Here is a 16,500-nt window from a genome sequence, read left to right on the forward strand (position 1 = left end):
GTCAGGCAGTGGCGTCGGCCCCGTCGCCGCTCCGCACGATCACCAGGAACATGTCCGTCGCGAGGTCCATGACAACCTCAGCGGGCAGGCCCTCCAGACGCCGCGCCTGCGCGAACTCCTCCGCCGGCCACGAGCCACGCGGCCCACCGGCGGGAAAGCGTTCGAGCACCGTTCGCCCGTTCACCCTGCACCTCCATGTAGCGCTGTACTCGTAGAGTTAAACGCCAATCATGGGGAAAAGGCCTCGCCCGGTGACGGTACTGAGACGTAGTTGACACCCGTTCACCGCCAAGTGTGAGAGAAGTCTCAGCCACACGGCCGTTCGCATGACCAGTCGTGTCGGCAGCCGCACGTACCGTGACCGTGAGGGCGCTCACTTTCCACAGGCGCCTCACAAGACCTCTCAGGTGTCGTACTGCTGGACGCGCCTGCCGTGGCCGCGGTCCACCAGGGCGGGCAGCCGCTCCTCCAGTTCCCCGACGACGGCGGGGACGTCGATGGTCAGCAGGTGCCGGTCGCGCATGAGGACCCGGCCGTCGACGATCGTGGTGCGCACGTCGGCGGCGCGGGCGCTGTGCACCAGGGTCGCGGGCAGGTCGTGGACGGGCTGGGTGTGCGGGCCGGTGAGGTCGACGAGGATGATGTCGGCCCTGCGTCCCGGCGCGATGCTGCCCACCTCCTCTCCCAGGCCGACGGCCCGGGCGCTCTGCAGTGTGGCGTGGTGCAGGGCCTGGCGGGAGGTCAACCAGCGGGGGTCGCCCTCGGTCGACTTCTGGATCAGCGAGGTGAGCGCCATGGACTCCCACACGTCGAGGGAGTTGTTGGAGGCGGCGCCGTCCGTGGCGAGTCCGACGGGGACGCCGATGTCGCGCAGGGCACGGATCGGGGTGGTGGTGGGCCAGGCGAACTTCAGGTAGCCCCGGGGCGCGGTGGCGACGGCGACGCGGCCGCCCGCGCGTGCCAGGACCGGCAGGTCGCGCTCGGTGATGCCCGTGCCGTGCGCGATGAGGACGTCGGCGTCGAGGATGCCGGTGTCCGCCAGGACCTCGACGGGGGTGCGGCCGTGCCGGACGAGGCTGGTGTCGGTCTGGTCGCGGTTCTCGGCGGCGTGGAGGTGCACCGGCAGGCCGTGCTCGCGGGCGAGGCCGGCGGTGGCGGCGAGGTCGGCGTCGGTCACGGTGTAGGGGGCGTGCGGGGCGAGGGCGGTGGTGATGCGGCCCCCTGCGGAGCCTCGGTGCCGCAGCGCGAACTCCAGGGAGTCCTCCCGCCCTTCGGGCCCTTGGGAGGAGAAGTAGGCCTGGCCCAGCAGGGCCCGCATGCCGCACTCGACGACGACGGCGGCGACCGTGTCCATGGTGAAGTAGTGGTCGGCGAAGCAGGTGACCCCGCCTCGGATCATCTCGGCGCACGCCAGCCGCGCGCCCAGTTCGACGTCCTTCTCGGTGAGGTTGGACTCGACGGGCCAGACGACGTCGTTGAACCACCGCTCGGTGGGCAGGTCCTCGGCGAGCCCGCGCAGCGCGACCATCGGGGCGTGGGTGTGACAGTTGACGAGCCCGGGCAGCGCCACCTGGCCGCGTGCGTCGATGCGTTCGGCCGCCGGGGTGTCCCGGACGGCCGCGGCGGTCGTCACCGACTCGACGGCCCCTCCCCGTACGACGATCGCGGCGTCCTCCTCCCATCCGATCCGCTCTTGATCGTCGTGCAAGAGAACGGTGCATCCGGTGATGATGAGCTCGGCGCGGGGAAGCGTCATGACGCCAACGTACGGCGTTGTCGTCAGCCCCTGAAAGGAGCCCGGCATGCTCCTCGGCACCTGGAACCTGGAGAACCTCTACCGGCCCGGCGGTCCGTACGGCCCGAAGGACCGGGCCGCCTACGAGTCGAAGCTCGCCGCCCTGGCCGCCGTGATCACGGAGCTCGACCCGACGCTGCTCGGCGTGCAGGAGGTCGGGGAGCCCGCCGCCCTGGAGGACCTGGCCGGGATGCTGGACGACGACTGGCACATCGCGCTCTCCGAGCACGCGGACGGGCGGGGCATCAGGGTCGGTTTCCTCAGCCGCGCGGAGCCGGTGGTCGTGGCCGACACCAAGGCGTTCCCGGCGAAGCTGGGCCCGGTGCAGGCGGACGACTCGGGTCTGACGACGGCGCAGGCGGGGCGCGGCTTCCTGGCGGTGGAGGTCGAGAGCGTGGACGGCCCGCTGCGGGTGGCCGTCTGTCATCTGAAGTCGAAGCTGCTGTCGTATCCGGACGGCCGGTTCCATCCGCACGACGAGGGTGAACGGGCCCGCTACGGCGCCTACGCCCTCTACCGGCGGGCGGCCGAGGCGGCGGCGCTGCGCGCCCTCGCGGACGAACTGCTGGCCGGGGACGGCCGGGCACGGGACGTGGCGGTCCTGGGCGACCTCAACGACGAGGTGCGGGCGGCGACCACCCAGATCCTGTTCGGCCCGCCCGGCTCGGAGATCGGCACGCCCGGGTACGAGGTCGCCGACAAGGGCGACGCGCTGCGGCTGTGGGACGTGGCGCCGCTGATCCCCGCTGAGCAGCGTTACTCCCGTGTCACCTCCGGGCGACGCGAGCTGATCGACCATGTGCTGGTGAGTCACCGTCTGGTCCACCGGGTGACGGCGGCGGGCACGGGCCTGCCGGGCGACGGCGCGCCGCGCCTGCCGTCGATCGGGCCGGATCCGGCGGAGCGGCGCGGGGCGGCGGGGTCGGATCACGCGCCGGTGTGGGTGCGGGTGGAGGGCTGAGTCATGGCGTCCGGGTCTGTTCCCGAGCGTCTGACGTGGGCCGTGCGGGTCCTGGATCCGGCCCCGGACGACCGGGTCCTGGAGATCGGGTGCGGCCGGGGTGTCGCGGCCGGGCTGATCCGCGCGCGCCTCACGACGGGAACGGTGACGGGCCTCGACCGGTCGGCCACGGCCGTGGAGGCGGCCCGGCGCCGTCACCCCGACGGCCGGGACACCTTCCATGCGGTGGCCCTGGAGGCGGCGGAGTTCCCCGACGACTCCTTCGACCGGATCCTCGCGGTCAACGTGAACGTCTTCTGGGTGCGCTCCCCGGACCGTGAACTGGCCGCGCTGCGGAGATGGCTGACCCCGGCCGGCACCCTGTGCCTGTGCTGGGAGCCGCCGGACGCGCGGCGGGCCGAGGAGATCGCCGGGAAGGTGGCCCCGCTCGTCGCGTCCCACGGCTTCACGACCGAGGTGCGTGCGGCGACGGCAGCCACGGGCAGCAGCCTGGTGGCCGTGGTGGCCCGGCGTCCGCCCTGACGGAACATCGCGACAGCGGTTCGCTGCTGTAACCGACTCGGGTCACACGGCGCGCGGGACGTCCGGCAGCACGGGCAGTCCGATGTTCCGCTGGTGTCCGGCGAGTTCGTCGAGGAGGGCGCGGAGGCGCTCGGTGTGCCGGGCCGAGAGGCGGCCTGTGTCGTCGAGGTGGACGGCGCAGGCGGTCGTGGTGTCGACGAGCTGTTCGAGGAGGGCGGCGACCTCGTCCGCGCCCTCGGCGTGCCGGGCGAGGGCGGGCAGTTCGTGCGCGGTGAGGGAGACGGCCGTGCGGGCCTCGGCCAGGGTCCGGTAGGCCTCGCGTCGGAGGGTCCAGCGGGTGGCGCGGTGGTCGGACGGTGTCCCCGCCGTGCCGATGCGCGGGGCGTCGGCCTCGCCCAGCACGTGGACGAGGTAGGCGTGCGCGGCGTCGCTCGCCGCCGCGAGCCGGGCCCGTACTCCCCCGGCCCGCTGGCCCGGGATCGGCAGGTGCCCGACGATCAGCACGATCGCGCAGGCCAGCAGCGTCTCGCCGATCCGGCTGGCGGAGGCCTGCGGTTCGCCGCCGACCATCACCAGCGCGAGGACGAGGACGGTGACGACGGCGGTCTGGGCGGCGAAGTGCCGGGTGGCGACGGGGATCAGCGCGCCGCTGACGGCGACCAGCGCGATCAGTCCCTCCGGCCGGGGCAGGACGGCTGCGAACCCGGCGAAGACGAGCGCCCCGAGGACGGTCCCGGCCGCCCGGCTCAGCACCCGCGACGCCAACGGCCCGAGGTCGGGCTTGACGAGGAAGACCGAGGTGGCGGGCAGCCAGTACCAGTGCTCGTGCTGCCCGTACCACCGGGCCTGGTGCAGCGCCTGGGCGACGGCCGCGCTGGCCCCGAAACAGAGCGCGACCCGCAGCCCGTACTCCCGCCCCGCGCTGCCGAAGGCGGTGCGCACCAGGTCCCGGGCGCCGCGCCGCCGGGTGTGCAGGTGACCGCCCTTGCCCCGGTCGAAGACCTCGGCGGCGTGCAGCAGGGCGTCGTCGAGGGCCCGCAGGGCGGGCACCGAACGGGTGGGCGCGGGCAGCGGCCCGGTGTGGCTGTTCTCCCGTACGGCGGCGGCGAGTCGGCGCGGTCCCTCGGAGGAGCGCTCGGGGACGGGTTCCCCGGCCCACGCCAGTGCGGTGGCCGCCTCGGCGAGGGGCAGGGCGGCGGCGTACTGCGCGTGCAGCCGCCGCTCGGCGGAGGAGGAGGCGTACCGCCGCAGGCGGGGGCCGGCGAGCGCGTCCTGCGCGTGGTCGAGCGCGGCGGTGAGCGCGGCACGGCGGGCGATGGCATCGGGCCCTGCAACGGCGTCGAGCAGCGCGGCGATGGCCTCGTACACACCGGCGACGGCCTCCCGCTCCCCGTCGAACCGGAAGTCCCCGGCGAGGGAGCCGGGGGTGGGCAGCACGAGCCGCAGCGCGAGCAGCCACCCGGCCCCGGCGAGGAAGGCCAGCGCCTGCTGCCAGCCGCTGTCCGGCAAGGGCATTCCGGCCCCGACGGCGGTGCCGACGAGGAGTTGGGTCCCGGCGCTGGAGGCGACGGGCCCGATGGCGCTGACGCCGCCGGCGACGAGCCCGAGCCCGGTGAACAGCAGCGTCAGCGCGACGGCTCCCACGCTCTGCCCGCCGTACGTGCCTACGAGCAGCCCGGCGGCCCCGGCCAGCGCGGGTCCGCCGAGCCGCTCGACGGAGGCCCGGCGGCTGCCCGGCCGGTCGTTGATGCCGGCGAGCATGGCGGCGATGGCGGCGAGGACACCGAGGGAGGTGCGGCCGGCCAGGACGGCGGCCAGGAGCAGCGGTCCGCCGGAGAGCGCGCCTCGGGTGACCGCGCTCCAGGGGACGGGACCGCGCTGTGCGCGGAGCGCGTGGGCGAGCCAGGGCGGCGGTGCGAGGGAGAGGCGGCGGGACACGGGGCTCCTGTCGTCGGGTCGAGGGCAGGGGTGAGCCTTCGGGCGACGGTGGCCGGGCCGGGGTGTGGTGTCCACGGTAGGGGGCGTGCGGCGTGGGACGGGAACGGTTGTATTGCCGGGATGTGACGATCGGCGTGAAAGCCGGGTTCTTTATGAACGCAATCGGGGCGGGGCAGGCTCACGGGCACGAGCGGGACTCGTGCCCGGCCTCTGGTTCCCTGACGCCGTCAGCCGCCGGGTGCCTCCCGGTGGAACGTCATGGTCAGGACGTCGGGCTTGACGGTGACGACGGCCTCGGGGCACGGCGTCCGCGTGGCCGTGGGCGCGAACACCGGCCACGTCTGGAGGATGGTCGCGAGGCCGATCCGCAGCTGTGCCCAGGCGAAGTTCTCGCCGATGCACTTGCGACGGCCGTCACCGAAGGCGAGGAGGGATCCCTCGGCCTCTGCGTACGCACACCACGCTGCCGTGCGCCCGCAGGGAGTCGATGAACGGCAGCGGGTTCCGGGCGAGTCGAAGACCGTGCCCGATCAGCGGGAGTCCTCCGGGTGCGGTGGGGGCGGACGATGTCGCCAGAGCGCTCATGGCGCGCATCACTCCTTGCGGGGGGGGCTGAGTGGTGCTGGGTGGGGCCGACGCCGGAGGACCGCCCCGATGCATGCCCACGGCTCCGCTCTGCGACGTAGTCCCGCTGTGATCTCTGCGTCACCGCAGGCGCTGTGCGTATCAGCCGGTCGGCGGACGACGAGAGCGGCGACCGGCCGGCGCAGGAGGCGTCCCAGCCAGCCGGGACGCCGCCACCGCCCGCCCCAGCAGTTCCTCCACTGCCGTGACCGCATCGGCCAAGGCGTCGGGTTCCGGAGTCAACCGGTTCACCACCGCGTCGACTTCGGCCAGCCCGGCGCGTTCGACGAGCCCCTTGTCGTTGGTGACCCACTCCCCTCGCGCCGCCAGCACCGCGTGCGCCGTCTGCGTCGCGGCGAGGGCGATGGCGCCCGCGACCTGCGTGAGGGCGCCCCTGGGGGCGTGGCCCGCCTTGGCGTAGGCGAGGGTCGCGGCGGCCATGCCGTGCCAGCGGTCCGGCGCGGTGCCGCGCAGCGCTGACGGATAGTCCGCGGGGCGGGGCAGCTGCCCCCGCAGCACCTTGTTGATCGCGAGTTCGGCGACGACCAGGTAGCTGGGGATGCCGGCCAGGTGGAACAGCAGCGGCTCCACGCGGAAACGTCCCTGCTCCGCCTCGGCCAGCTCGTGCTCGACGACGTCGAGATCGCGGTAGTGGACGTCCACCCGCCGCCCCTCGATCGTCAGCCACGCACCGCCGTTGAAGACGCCGCCGCCCCAGTCACCGACCTCGGACACCTCGCCCTCCCACCCGACCGCGCGCAGGTCGCCGGGGTCGAAGGCCCCCCGGTAGTAGACCGCCAAGTCCCAGTCGCTGTCGGGCCGTTCGGCGCCCAGGGCCCGGGACCCCCCGAGGGTCACGGCCGTCACCGTCGGGAGAACGGCAAGCCGGTCGGCGACACCGTCGAGGAACGCCTGGTCCGTGGACACGGGCACTGCTGCGGCTCCTGTCGGTCGGGGGTGGTGGGAACGCGGTGATGGGAACCGCGAGAAGGGTACGGGGGCGGTGGGGGCATCGCGAGACATTCATGGCCGTACCCCCGTACGGACGGCGTGGACCCACGTGATGACCTCGCAGCCGTCGTCAGCCCCTCGCCGCCGTCCCGAAGTCCGCTCCCGAGATCCCGCCGAGCCCCGACACGATCCGCATCAACGGCTCGCGCAGCGCCGCCAGTTCCCCGTGCATCGCCGCCGCCTCCGGCCAGGCCGCCTCGTGGTCGACGGGGGCTGCGCCCGCCGGGCACCGGGCCTCGTGGGCGGCCAGCCGGGGATGCCAGGTGCTGGTGAAAGGGCTGAGGATGTCGTCGACCAGGGACTGGGCGAGGCTCTGCACGGTCGGAGCGCCGGTGCCGGAACCGCGATCCGGGGCGATGCCGTAGGTGCGCAGGGTCGCGAGGGTGATGTCGATCAGCGACTTGAGGGAGTCCAGGGCCTCGCGCAGGCTGCCCGTGCCCGGTGGCAGTTCCTGCACCCCGACCCGGGTGACCAGCTCGACCTGGATGTCGAAGGCCGCCCTCCGCTCCGGCTCGCTCGGCGCTGCCATGGGTGCCTCCCTCCTGGTGCCGGGGAAGGCCAGCGTAACCGGCTCGTGCCGACGGGGATGGCCGGGAGTGGCCGAGGAGGACGTCCGGTCCGGCGGCTTGCCCTACTGTGTACGGGGGAGGGTGATCATGGCGAACAGACAGCGCAGGCGACGGCCGGCCGGGCCCGCGCAGATAACGGCCAAGCTGACGATTCCTTTCGTCGGCGAGATCTCCGGCACCTGGGAACCAGCCGACGCGGAGCGCAGCGCGGCCTGGGAGCTGTACCTGGAGCTGGTCACGCGGGTGTCGGTCGAGGAACTCGAACCGGACGAGGGCTTCCTGCGCGAGGCCCTGTCGTCCCTGTACACCTTCTTCACCACGACCCGTGAGATCCTGCGCCGCTACGGCCCCGACGTCGCTCCGCCGCTGGCACCCGGCCATGTCAGCTTCGGCATCCTGGCCGTGACCGTCCTCAACCGCGTGCTGCGTCCACTGCTCGCCCAGTGGCATCCCCGCCTGACCGCCTACGAGTCCCAGCGGCCGCCGGGCCGGGATCCGGTGGCGCACGAGCGGCAGTGGGAGCACGCGGAGGAACTGCGCCGAGAGATCGCGACGGTGCGGCAGACGCTGGTGTCGCTGGCGCGGACCCTGCAACAGGTGGCGGGCGTCAGCGATCTGATCGACCTGCCGGCACCACGGCCGCCGCGGCCTCCCGAGGCTCGGAGGAGCCCCGACGAATCCGGCCGGTGAGGCTTGAGCCACAACAGATCGGAGCCTTCATGGTGAGGCGTGTCACCGTCCCGGGTCTCTTCCCACCGCCCCGCTACGCGCACGCCTCGGTGGTCGAGGCGGGGACGAAACTGGCCCTTCTCGCCGGGTCCGTTCCGCTCGACGGCGACGGGCACCTCGTCGGGCCGGGGGATCCCGTGCGGCAGGCCGAGCAGGTGCTCGCCAACCTCGGTGAGCAACTGCGGGCGGTCGGCAGCGACTTCGCCCATGTCGTGGTGACGGACGTGTACGTGGTGAGCGGTGAGCCGGAGGTGCTGTCCGCCGTCTGGGAGGTCGTCCAGGCGTCGGGGCTCAGCGCGGGGCCCCATTCGTCGACACTGGTGGGCGTGGCCTGCCTGGGCTACCCCGGGCAGCTCGTGGAGATCACGGCGACGGCCGTGGTGCCGGAGGGCACCTGACCGGCGGTGGCACGGAGGTGCGCTGCGCCGGCCGCCACGCCCGGGCCCGCCCGCACCCGCCAGGCTCCCGACTCAGCCCGCGGGACCCCCGCCCCACACCCGCCGCTTCGGCAGTGGCCTGGCGTAACTCCCGGCCCGGCTCGTCGTCAGCCCCAGCGCCACCAGGGACTCCGCGAGACGGACCGCCGCCGAGACGCCGTCGACGACCGGCAGGCCCAGCTTCTCCCCCACCGCCCGCTGCAACCCGGTCATCCCGGCGCAGCCCAGCACCAGCACCTCGGCGCCGGCCGCGCAGGCCCGCTCGGCGGCGGCCAGGAAGGCCGCCTCCGTACGCTCGTCGTCGCCGAGGTCCAGCACGCTCAGCCCCGTGCCGACGACGGCGGCGCAGTTGCGGCCGACGCCCGCCGTCTCCAGGCTGTCCTCGATCTGCCCGCGCGACCGTTCCAGCGTGGTGACGACCCCGTAGCGCCGCCCGAGCAGGCAGGCCAGATGCGCCGCGGCCTCCGTGATGTCGACGACCGGTACGTCCACCAGTTCCCGGACGCCCTCGCGCCCGTGCTCCCCGAACCCGGCCATGACGACGGCGTCGTACGGCGGTCCGTCGTAGGTGCGCAGCGTGTCGATGACGGCCGCTGCGGACAGGTAGCTGTCCAGCCAGCCCTCCGCGGACTCCGGGCCCCATGCGGGGGTCAGCCCGGCGACGGTGGTGCCCGGGCCTGCCGCGGCCCGGGCACCTCGCACGATCTCCTCGGTCATCTCCTGCGTGGTGTTGCAGTTGGTGACGACGATCCGCACGCTCCTCAGACCTCCCCGGCGGGGGTGCGCTCGCCGCGGCACAGCACGCAGTACAGCCCGGCCGCCAGCGCCGTGCCGATGAACCAGGAGTACGGCGCCACATCGCTGAAGGTCTTCACCAGTGCGAGCACCGCCGCGACCCCCGCCGCCGGCAGGAACGCCCACAGCGCCTTGGGGTTGACGCCCTTGCGGTAGTAGTAGGGAGATCCCGGCGCGGCGCTGAAGAGCTGGTCGACGTCGATCCGTCCGCGCTTGACCCAGAAGTAGTCGAGCATGATCACGCCGAACAGCGGGCCGAGGAACGCGCCGAGGCCGCCGAGGAAGTAGTTGACGACGGTGGGGTTCGAGAAGAGGTTCCACGGGGTCACCACCAGCGCGGCCACCGTGCTGATCATGCCGCCGACCTTGAAGGTGATCTTCTGCGGCCAGACGTTGGCGAGGTCGTACGCCGGGGAGACGAAGTTGGCGACGATGTTGACGCCCATGGTGGCGATGGCGAACGTCAGCGCGCCGAGCACCAGCACCCAGGTGTTGCCGATCTCGGCGACGAGGTAGGCGGGGTCGGTGATCTCCTTGCCGAACACCTCGAAGGCGCCGGCCGTCACGATCACCGAGACGATCACGAAGGCCGTGGAGTTGACCGGCAGGCCCCAGAAGTTGCCGCGCTTGACGGTCCGGTAGTCGGGCGAGAAGCGGGAGAAGTCGCAGAAGTTGAGCATCAGCGTGCCGTAGGTGGCCAGCACCAGGCCGATCGCGCCGAACCACTGGCGCCACTGCTCGCCGACGGAGACCGGGTGCGGGGTGGTGGTCAGGGAGATGGTCCAGCCGGCCTTGGCGAGGATCCAGACGGCCAGCGCGATCATGACCAGCCAGATGGCGGGGCCGCAGAAGTCCTGGAACTTGCGGACCGACTCCATGCCCCGGCTGATGATCGCCGCCTGGACCAGCCAGAGGGCGATGAAGGAGACCCAGCCGAGGGCGTCGAGGCCGAGGAAGGAACTGTGCGTCCAGGACTCCAGGCCCGGCCAGGCCGCCAGCAGCATCACGTTCACGGCGACGGAGGCGAGGTAGGTCTGGATGCCGTACCACATGATGGCGATGACGGCCCTGATCAGCGCCGGGATGTTCGCGCCCCAGACGCCGAAGCTGATGCGGCTGACGACGGGGAAGGGGACGCCGTGGCGCTGCCCGATCCTCCCCATCCAGTTCATGCCGATGTAGATGAGCACGAAGCCGACGAGCAGGGAGGTGAAGATCTGCCAGACGTTCATGCCGAGGAAGAGCAGTCCGGCGGCGAAGGTGTAGTTGCCGAGGTTGTGGACGTCGGACATCCACATGGCGAACAGGTCGAAGACCTTCCAGTTGCGCTTGCCCGCGGGCGCGAGGTCTTCGTTGGTGAGCCTGGGGTCGGGGACGAACGCTGCTGTGCCGGTGGCTTCGGCACGGTCGGCGAGGGACACGGGGCCTCCCTGAGCGAGGGGACGGAGGAGGAATGCTGCGCGGAGGGACGAAGCAGGACCGCTGCGGGGGACGTTTGGTATACCAAACTGCGGTCATGGTCCTCCCGTCAACCGTTCCGACCGATGTCGCTCTTGTTAACGCTCGGTAAAAGCCACCCCGAGTCGGCGAAGATGACCTCATGACGAAGATCGAACCCCTGGGAGCGGTACGCGAACGCGTCCTGGCGGCTCTGCGCCAGGAGATCATCGCGGGCCGCCTCCGCCCCGGCGACCGGCTGGTCGAACGGGAGCTGGCGGAGCGTTTCGGGGTCTCCCGGGTGCCGGTCCGGGAGGCGATCCGCGCCCTGGTCGCCGAGGGCTTCGTCCACTTCGAGACACCGCGCCGCACGGTGGTGCGCCGGCTGACACCGACGGACGTGAAGGAACTCTTCGAGCTGCGCGAGGCGTTGGAGGTGTACGCGGCGGGGCTGGCCGCGGCGCGGGCGACACCGGAGGACCTGGCCGGGGTCGCCGAGCTGCTGGACCTGGCGGCCAACGCCACCCGGGCCGGGGACGCCGAGATGATCACGGACGTCAACAGCCGTCTGCACGACCGCATCGTGGCCATGGCGGGCAACAGCCTGCTGACCGCCGCCCTGGAGCCGGTCGCAGGCCGCCTGCGCTGGATGACCCGGCGGAACGAGGAGTGGCCACAACTCCTCGTGGAGCACAGGGAGTTGTTCGACGCGATCGCCTCCGGCGACCCGGAGCGGGCCCGCGCGCACGCCCGCACCCATGTACGGACCAACTACCGCTCGACGGTACGGCACCTGTTCGGCGAGGAGGCCGAACTGCCCTAGAAGCAGGGGCCAGGCGCGCAAGGCACGTGCCGCTACGACCTCGCCGTCACCTCGTCCTCGGCGCCGCCGTCTCCCAGCCCGGCCGCCTCCGCCGCCGTCCGCAGCACCTCCCGCAGCATCGCGGGGGTGAGCCGGCCGGTGAAGGTGTTGCGCTGGCTGACGTGGAAGCAGCCGAAGAGGTGGAGGCCGTCGAGGTCCACGTGGGCGCCGTGGGCGAAGGCGGGGCGGGGCCGGGGCACGGTCCAGCCCGCCTGCGCGAACGCGGGCAGCGCGGCCTGCCAGCCGAAGGCGCCGAGCACCACCACGGCCCGCAGTGTGGGACGCAGCAGCCCCAGTTCCCGCACGAGCCAGGGCCGGCAGGTGTCCCGTTCCTCGGGGGTGGGCTTGTTGGCGGGCGGGGCGCAGTGCACGGGCGCGGTGACGCGCACGCCGTACAGCTCCAGGCCGTCGTCGGCGTGCACGGAGGTGGGCTGCGAGGCGAGGCCGACGTCGTACAGCGCCTGGTAGAGGACGTCGCCGGAGCGGTCCCCGGTGAACATCCGGCCCGTGCGGTTGCCGCCGTGGGCGGCGGGCGCGAGCCCGACGATCAGCAGCCGGGCGTCGGGCGGCCCGAAGCCGGGGACCGGGCGCCCCCAGTACGTCCAGTCGGCGAAGGCGGCGCGCCTGGTCCGGGCCACCTCCTCCCGCCAGGCGACCAGCCGCGGGCAGGCACGGCAGCCGGCGATGCGCCGGTCGAGGCCGGCGAGTCCGGGAAGACCGGCGGGGCCGCTGGATTCCATGGCTCCACGGTAGGGGGCCGTCCCGGTCACCCCGTCAACCGGACCCGCGTACCCGGTGCACGGAAGGCCGTGGGGCGCCCGGCTCCTCGGAGGACGGCCTCTGCGCCGTGTCCGTCGTGGGCCTGCGGAGCCACAGCAGTGTCCCCGACAGCAGTACGGCAGCTGCCAGCAGCCACGGCAGCGGTCCGGGGCGCAGCGCTCCGACGATCAGCCCGGTGACCGCGGCGACCAGTTGGAGGGCGAGGGACTGGAAGGACAGGGCGGTGGCGCGGCCCGCGCTGGGCACCCGGTGGTGCAGCAGTTCGTTCTCGCTGGGCCCCGCCACGCCGAGACCGAGGTAGACCAGGCAGAAGCCGACGACCGCCAGGGTCATGGCGAGCGGTTGTGCGGCGCCCGCCGTGACGCCGAGGAGCAGCAGACCGACCGCGCCGGCGGCCAGCCCGGCCAGCACCGCCCGCTCGCCGCTGCCCGCCGCCCGGGCGGCGAACGGCGCGAGGTGGCTGCCGGCACCGGCGCAGACGAAGCCCGCGCAGGCGAGTGCCGCGTAGAGCACCGCCCCCGACTCCGATCCTCCGGTCAGCGCCACGGCACGGTCGGGGCTGAGCAGTTCGAGCGCCCCCAGGGCGCCGCCGACGGCCCCCGCGCTGAGCAGGATCCGGCGGACCAGCGCGTCGCGGGAGCCCAGGCGCAGCCCGGCCGCGACGGTGCCGCGTATGCCTCGCAGGAGGGAGCCCGGCCCGGCCGGCGGGCGGGGCGGTTCGCGCAGCGCGGCCAGGACGTACCCCACGAAGACGACCTCGACCATAGCGCCGAGCAGCAGCGGAACGGCCAGGGGCGGCACGATGCGGGAGGTGACCTCGCTGAGCCGGTCACCGAGGTCGGGGCCCAGGCCGAGCAGCCACGGCAGGGCGCCGCCGAGCAGGATGCCCCCGGCGAGGACGGCGGAGGTCGCGGTGCTGCCGCGGGCCAGGCCGGTCCGCAGGTCGGCGCCGGGCCCGGCGTGGGTCTGGACCGTGTCGACGTACCAGGCCTCGGCGGGGCCGCTGGCCAGGGCGCGGCCCGCGCCCTTGAGGACCAGGCCGACCGTGAGCACCCAGGCGGTGGTGCCGAGGCCCACCATGACCAGGGCCACCACGTTGAGCACACCCGCCGACGCGAGTACCGCACGGCGCCCGAGGACGTCGGAGAGCCCTCCGGTGGGCAGCTCCAGCGCCGCCGCGGTGAGCGAGTGGGCGGCGAAGAAGCCCGCGATGGCCGCGAGGGACATGCCGCGTTCGGTGAGCAGAGGGATCAAAGGCGCCAGCCCTAACCCCGAAGGGAGCCACAAGAGCGCACAGACGGTGACGTAGCGGCGGGCGGCCAGCGCCTCGGGAGTTGCGCTCATGCGCACCGGCTGTTCGCTCGCGGGCCCGACCGGCTGTGCGCTCACCGGCTGTCCTCACTGTCGGCCTGCGCGGAGTCCTCCGGGTCCCGGGCCGCGGCAGGAAGGCCCGCCCAGACGAGCACGACCCGCTCGGCCCGCGGGTCCTCCGCGTCGCGGGCGGTGAGTTCCGCCAGTTTGCCGGAGAACAGGTCCCAGAGCTCGGTGAGCGACTCGGGCGTCAGACGGGGCACGAAGTCGTTGATCCCGGACGGCTCCACCCAGTCCTGGTCCAGCCGTCCGGCGGCAAGGTCGGCCTCGTACCGGGCGAGGGACTCCTCCAGGTGCTCGATCTGGCGCCGCCGCGACAGGCTGACGTAGGCGCGGCCCGTCACCGAGGTCTCCATGGCCTCGTTGCTCCAGGACGTCACGGCGTGCACCGCCCGCCAGCGCCGCTCCCGCCCGTCGCGGTGCTCGGCCTCGGTGATGAACCCGTACTTCGCCAGCACCCGCAGGTGATAGCTGGCCGAGGCCGACGACTCCCCCGTACGGACGGCGAGTTCACTGGCGGTGGCGGGACCGTCCTGCCGCAGCAGGCCGAGCAGTCGGATACGCAGGGGATGCGTGAGGGCCTTCAGGGCGGCGGAGTCCCGCTCGGGGTCGAGTACGCGCTTGTCTTCATCGCGAGCCATGTCGGGAGGGTAGGTGCTCGCAGGCACTCTGCAAAAGTATTTTTACAAAACTTCCTTTGGGAACCTCCGGGGGAATGCCGTACTTGCTGATGGAGTCTCGACGATCACCTGGCCGCGCCCCCGACAACCATCCCGTCCGGCCGGGCGGCGCAGGGGACTAAGGTCGGAGACATGGCTGCTGAAGGTGCGGAGTACGACGAGACACGCGGAGCCGGATCAGAAGCCGGGGCCGGGTCGAAGACCAGGGCGAAGGCCAGTGCGAAGGCCGGGGCCGGGTCGAAGGCGGGGGCCGCCCGTGCTGAGGACACACAGACCACAGCCCCTGATCCCTCGGACCAGGAAGCCTCCGGCGAGTCAGCCTCGGGCACGGAAGACTCAGCCACAGGGTCAAGGGAGCAGCAGGCCCTGGACCCCAAGGTCGCCGCAGCCGTGGCCGCTGCCGAGGCGGCCGGTCCGCAGAACGGCGGGAACGTCCGCATCGACAGCTGGATCTGGTCCGTACGCCTGGTCAAGACGCGTTCCCTCGGCGCCGCGGCCTGCAAGGGCGGCCACGTCCGGGTGAACGGCGAGCGAGTGAAGCCCGCCCACGCCGTGCGCGTCGGCGACGAGGTGCGCCTGCGGCACGACGGCCGCGAACGGATCGTCGTCGTCACACGGTTGATCCGCAAGCGGGTCGGTGCCCCGGTGGCCGCCCAGTGCTACATCGACAATTCCCCGCCGCCCCCGCCCCGCGAGGCGGTTGCCCCCGCCGGCATCCGCGATCGCGGCGCGGGCCGCCCGACCAAGCGGGACCGCCGCGAACTGGAACGCCTGCGCGGACTGGCCGGCCCCGGCGGAGGCCTCGGCAAGCCGAGGCCCTGAACGCCTCCCGCCCTGCGGGCCGGCCGACCCAACCGTTCCGCAAGCGCGGAGCGGTTGGGTCGGCGGCGTCCGGGACGACCCCCTCGCCCCTCCCGGACGCTGCCGGCCTCGCACCAGGCGATCAGCCGCGACGTCGCACGAGCCGCAGCAGATCCGCGTTGTGTCTGCGACGCGCCCAGGCGATGAGGGCGAGCGGCACGATGAGGATGAGCGGTGTCGCCGCGTACTGCCCGTCGAAGACGGTGACCTGGACGACGAACGCCCCCACCATCAGCGCGCTCAGCGCCATCGCCGCCACCGACTGCAGCACCGGGATCAACAGGGCCACACCGCCGGCGAGTTCGAGCGCTCCGATGGCGTACATGCCCGCGCTGCCCCAGCCGAGCTCGTCGAAGGACTCGACGGCCGACGAGTGCGCGACCAGCTTGGGCAGGGCACTGGCGATCCCGAAGAACAGCGCGAGCAGCACCTGAAGCCCGCGCAACGCGATACGAGCAGGCCGGCCCCGCACCGACGCCGACTCGGCGACGACGGCACCGGACGAAACGGAAGCGGAAGAAGCGGAAGAAGCAGAGGCAGAAGCAGAGGCAGCTGATGCGGCGCGGGCGGTGGTCTCGGGCATGAGGGTCTCCTGGGTGATGGGTTCCGTAGTGCGGTCATGCGGTTCATGCAGTGCATGCGGTCACAGGGGTGGACCGTCCTCCGCCCCGGAACTCATCGCTTCCCTCGGTCCCTAGCCCACGGCCACCGCCCGGACCCCTATCCGGTCACGCGTCAGATAGCGGTCCACCCTCAGGCCCGCCTCGCCGAGCGCCTCTTCGAACTGTTCCTTCGTCAGCGGCCGCGCGCGGAACGTCTGTGTCCAGACCGCGTCGGGGAACTCGTACTCCGCGCGCACCGAGTCCACCCCGTCGCCGACCGGCTCCGCCGACACGATCCGTACGGTGAAGCCGCTGGGGTCCACCCGCTCGCGCGGCACGTTCATGTGGTAGTCCTCGCCCTCCCTCTGGATCAGCACACAGCCGCCCTCCGCGACATGCCGGGCGCAGGTGCGCGTCGGAGTCCCCCGTGGGGTACCGCTTCAGCTGCGGGTCGGCAGCCAGCGACCAGGTCGTTGATGTCCTCGTGGGGTACCGCGAGGTCGTACAGGTTCTCCCGCCCCCTTTG

At 73.0% G+C, this 16,500-nt stretch carries 17 protein-coding genes and 2 pseudogenes; 6 read left to right on the forward strand and 13 right to left on the reverse strand.

Going from position 1 to position 16,500, the window contains the following annotated elements; all coding sequences use genetic code 11:
* Window position 1 precedes the first annotated feature (1 nt).
* Window positions 2-184, reverse strand: a complete 183-nt coding sequence (locus ACFPZJ_RS23995; protein WP_003989511.1) for a hypothetical protein — start codon at window positions 182-184, stop codon at window positions 2-4.
* Window positions 185-403: 219 nt separating this feature from the next.
* On the reverse strand, window positions 404-1,756 hold the full coding sequence (locus ACFPZJ_RS24000; RefSeq protein WP_381025216.1) for an amidohydrolase: 1,353 nt from the start codon (window positions 1,754-1,756) through the stop codon (window positions 404-406).
* Between the two features lie 46 nt (window positions 1,757-1,802).
* Between ACFPZJ_RS24000 and ACFPZJ_RS24005 the strand changes: the two genes are divergently transcribed.
* Window positions 1,803-2,756: an endonuclease/exonuclease/phosphatase family protein gene (locus tag ACFPZJ_RS24005; RefSeq protein WP_381025219.1), complete on the forward strand. Its 954-nt coding sequence runs from the start codon at window positions 1,803-1,805 to the stop codon at window positions 2,754-2,756.
* A 3-nt stretch (window positions 2,757-2,759) separates the two neighbouring features.
* Window positions 2,760-3,278, forward strand: coding sequence for a class I SAM-dependent methyltransferase (locus ACFPZJ_RS24010; protein ID WP_381025221.1), 519 nt, complete (start codon window positions 2,760-2,762; stop codon window positions 3,276-3,278).
* A 42-nt stretch (window positions 3,279-3,320) separates the two neighbouring features.
* On the opposite strand, the gene ACFPZJ_RS24015 is transcribed toward ACFPZJ_RS24010, so the two are convergent.
* The 4 genes and pseudogenes from ACFPZJ_RS24015 to ACFPZJ_RS24030 form a co-directional block, all read right to left on the reverse strand.
* The gene (locus ACFPZJ_RS24015; protein WP_381025224.1) at window positions 3,321-5,216 is read right to left on the reverse strand and encodes an FUSC family protein; all 1,896 of its coding nucleotides are present in this window, start codon (window positions 5,214-5,216) and stop codon (window positions 3,321-3,323) included.
* Between the two features lie 227 nt (window positions 5,217-5,443).
* Window positions 5,444-5,638: pseudogene (locus ACFPZJ_RS24020) on the reverse strand (cytochrome P450); the annotation flags it as partial.
* A gap of 304 nt (window positions 5,639-5,942) precedes the next feature.
* The gene (locus tag ACFPZJ_RS24025; RefSeq protein WP_381025226.1) at window positions 5,943-6,773 is read right to left on the reverse strand and encodes a nucleotidyltransferase domain-containing protein; all 831 of its coding nucleotides are present in this window, start codon (window positions 6,771-6,773) and stop codon (window positions 5,943-5,945) included.
* A gap of 148 nt (window positions 6,774-6,921) precedes the next feature.
* Window positions 6,922-7,380 carry a hypothetical protein gene (locus ACFPZJ_RS24030; protein WP_381025228.1) on the reverse strand — a complete coding sequence of 153 codons (459 nt, stop codon included), beginning with the start codon at window positions 7,378-7,380 and terminating at the stop codon, window positions 6,922-6,924.
* Between the two features lie 127 nt (window positions 7,381-7,507).
* Between ACFPZJ_RS24030 and ACFPZJ_RS24035 the strand changes: the two genes are divergently transcribed.
* Window positions 7,508-8,110, forward strand: a complete 603-nt coding sequence (locus ACFPZJ_RS24035) for a hypothetical protein (protein ID WP_381025230.1) — start codon at window positions 7,508-7,510, stop codon at window positions 8,108-8,110.
* A gap of 29 nt (window positions 8,111-8,139) precedes the next feature.
* Window positions 8,140-8,547, forward strand: coding sequence for a RidA family protein (locus tag ACFPZJ_RS24040; protein ID WP_381025232.1), 408 nt, complete (start codon window positions 8,140-8,142; stop codon window positions 8,545-8,547).
* A gap of 72 nt (window positions 8,548-8,619) precedes the next feature.
* On the opposite strand, the gene ACFPZJ_RS24045 is transcribed toward ACFPZJ_RS24040, so the two are convergent.
* Window positions 8,620-9,342, reverse strand: a complete 723-nt coding sequence (locus ACFPZJ_RS24045; protein WP_381025234.1) for an aspartate/glutamate racemase family protein — start codon at window positions 9,340-9,342, stop codon at window positions 8,620-8,622.
* Window positions 9,343-9,347: 5 nt separating this feature from the next.
* Complete coding sequence (locus ACFPZJ_RS24050) at window positions 9,348-10,802, reverse strand: NCS1 family nucleobase:cation symporter-1 (protein WP_381025235.1); 1,455 nt, start codon at window positions 10,800-10,802, stop codon at window positions 9,348-9,350.
* Between the two features lie 179 nt (window positions 10,803-10,981).
* Here ACFPZJ_RS24050 and ACFPZJ_RS24055 point away from each other — a divergent pair, with 179 nt between their 5' ends.
* Complete coding sequence (locus ACFPZJ_RS24055; protein ID WP_381025237.1) at window positions 10,982-11,641, forward strand: GntR family transcriptional regulator; 660 nt, start codon at window positions 10,982-10,984, stop codon at window positions 11,639-11,641.
* A 32-nt stretch (window positions 11,642-11,673) separates the two neighbouring features.
* Here ACFPZJ_RS24055 and ACFPZJ_RS24060 read toward each other — a convergent pair whose 3' ends face one another.
* The 3 genes from ACFPZJ_RS24060 to ACFPZJ_RS24070 are packed head-to-tail and all read right to left on the reverse strand — an operon-like array spanning window position 11,674 to window position 14,472.
* Window positions 11,674-12,420, reverse strand: a complete 747-nt coding sequence (locus ACFPZJ_RS24060; RefSeq protein WP_381025240.1) for a uracil-DNA glycosylase — start codon at window positions 12,418-12,420, stop codon at window positions 11,674-11,676.
* A gap of 34 nt (window positions 12,421-12,454) precedes the next feature.
* The gene (locus tag ACFPZJ_RS24065; protein ID WP_381025771.1) at window positions 12,455-13,804 is read right to left on the reverse strand and encodes an MFS transporter; all 1,350 of its coding nucleotides are present in this window, start codon (window positions 13,802-13,804) and stop codon (window positions 12,455-12,457) included.
* A 41-nt stretch (window positions 13,805-13,845) separates the two neighbouring features.
* Window positions 13,846-14,472 carry an ArsR/SmtB family transcription factor gene (locus ACFPZJ_RS24070; protein ID WP_381025242.1) on the reverse strand — a complete coding sequence of 209 codons (627 nt, stop codon included), beginning with the start codon at window positions 14,470-14,472 and terminating at the stop codon, window positions 13,846-13,848.
* A gap of 405 nt (window positions 14,473-14,877) precedes the next feature.
* Between ACFPZJ_RS24070 and ACFPZJ_RS24075 the strand changes: the two genes are divergently transcribed.
* A complete protein-coding gene (locus ACFPZJ_RS24075; protein WP_381025773.1) occupies window positions 14,878-15,333 on the forward strand; it encodes an RNA-binding S4 domain-containing protein in 456 nt (151 codons plus the stop codon).
* A gap of 121 nt (window positions 15,334-15,454) precedes the next feature.
* Here the strand turns inward: ACFPZJ_RS24075 and ACFPZJ_RS24080 are convergent, their stop codons facing one another.
* Entirely contained in the window at window positions 15,455-15,955 is a 501-nt protein-coding gene (locus ACFPZJ_RS24080) for a DoxX family protein (RefSeq protein WP_381025243.1), read from the reverse strand.
* 111 nt (window positions 15,956-16,066) lie between these two features.
* Window positions 16,067-16,387, reverse strand: a pseudogene (locus ACFPZJ_RS24085) (SAM-dependent methyltransferase); the annotation flags it as partial.
* Window positions 16,388-16,500 lie beyond the last annotated feature (113 nt).

This window comes from Streptomyces bullii, assembly GCF_042657145.1.
In the GTDB taxonomy this organism is placed as follows: domain Bacteria; phylum Actinomycetota; class Actinomycetes; order Streptomycetales; family Streptomycetaceae; genus Streptomyces; species Streptomyces bullii.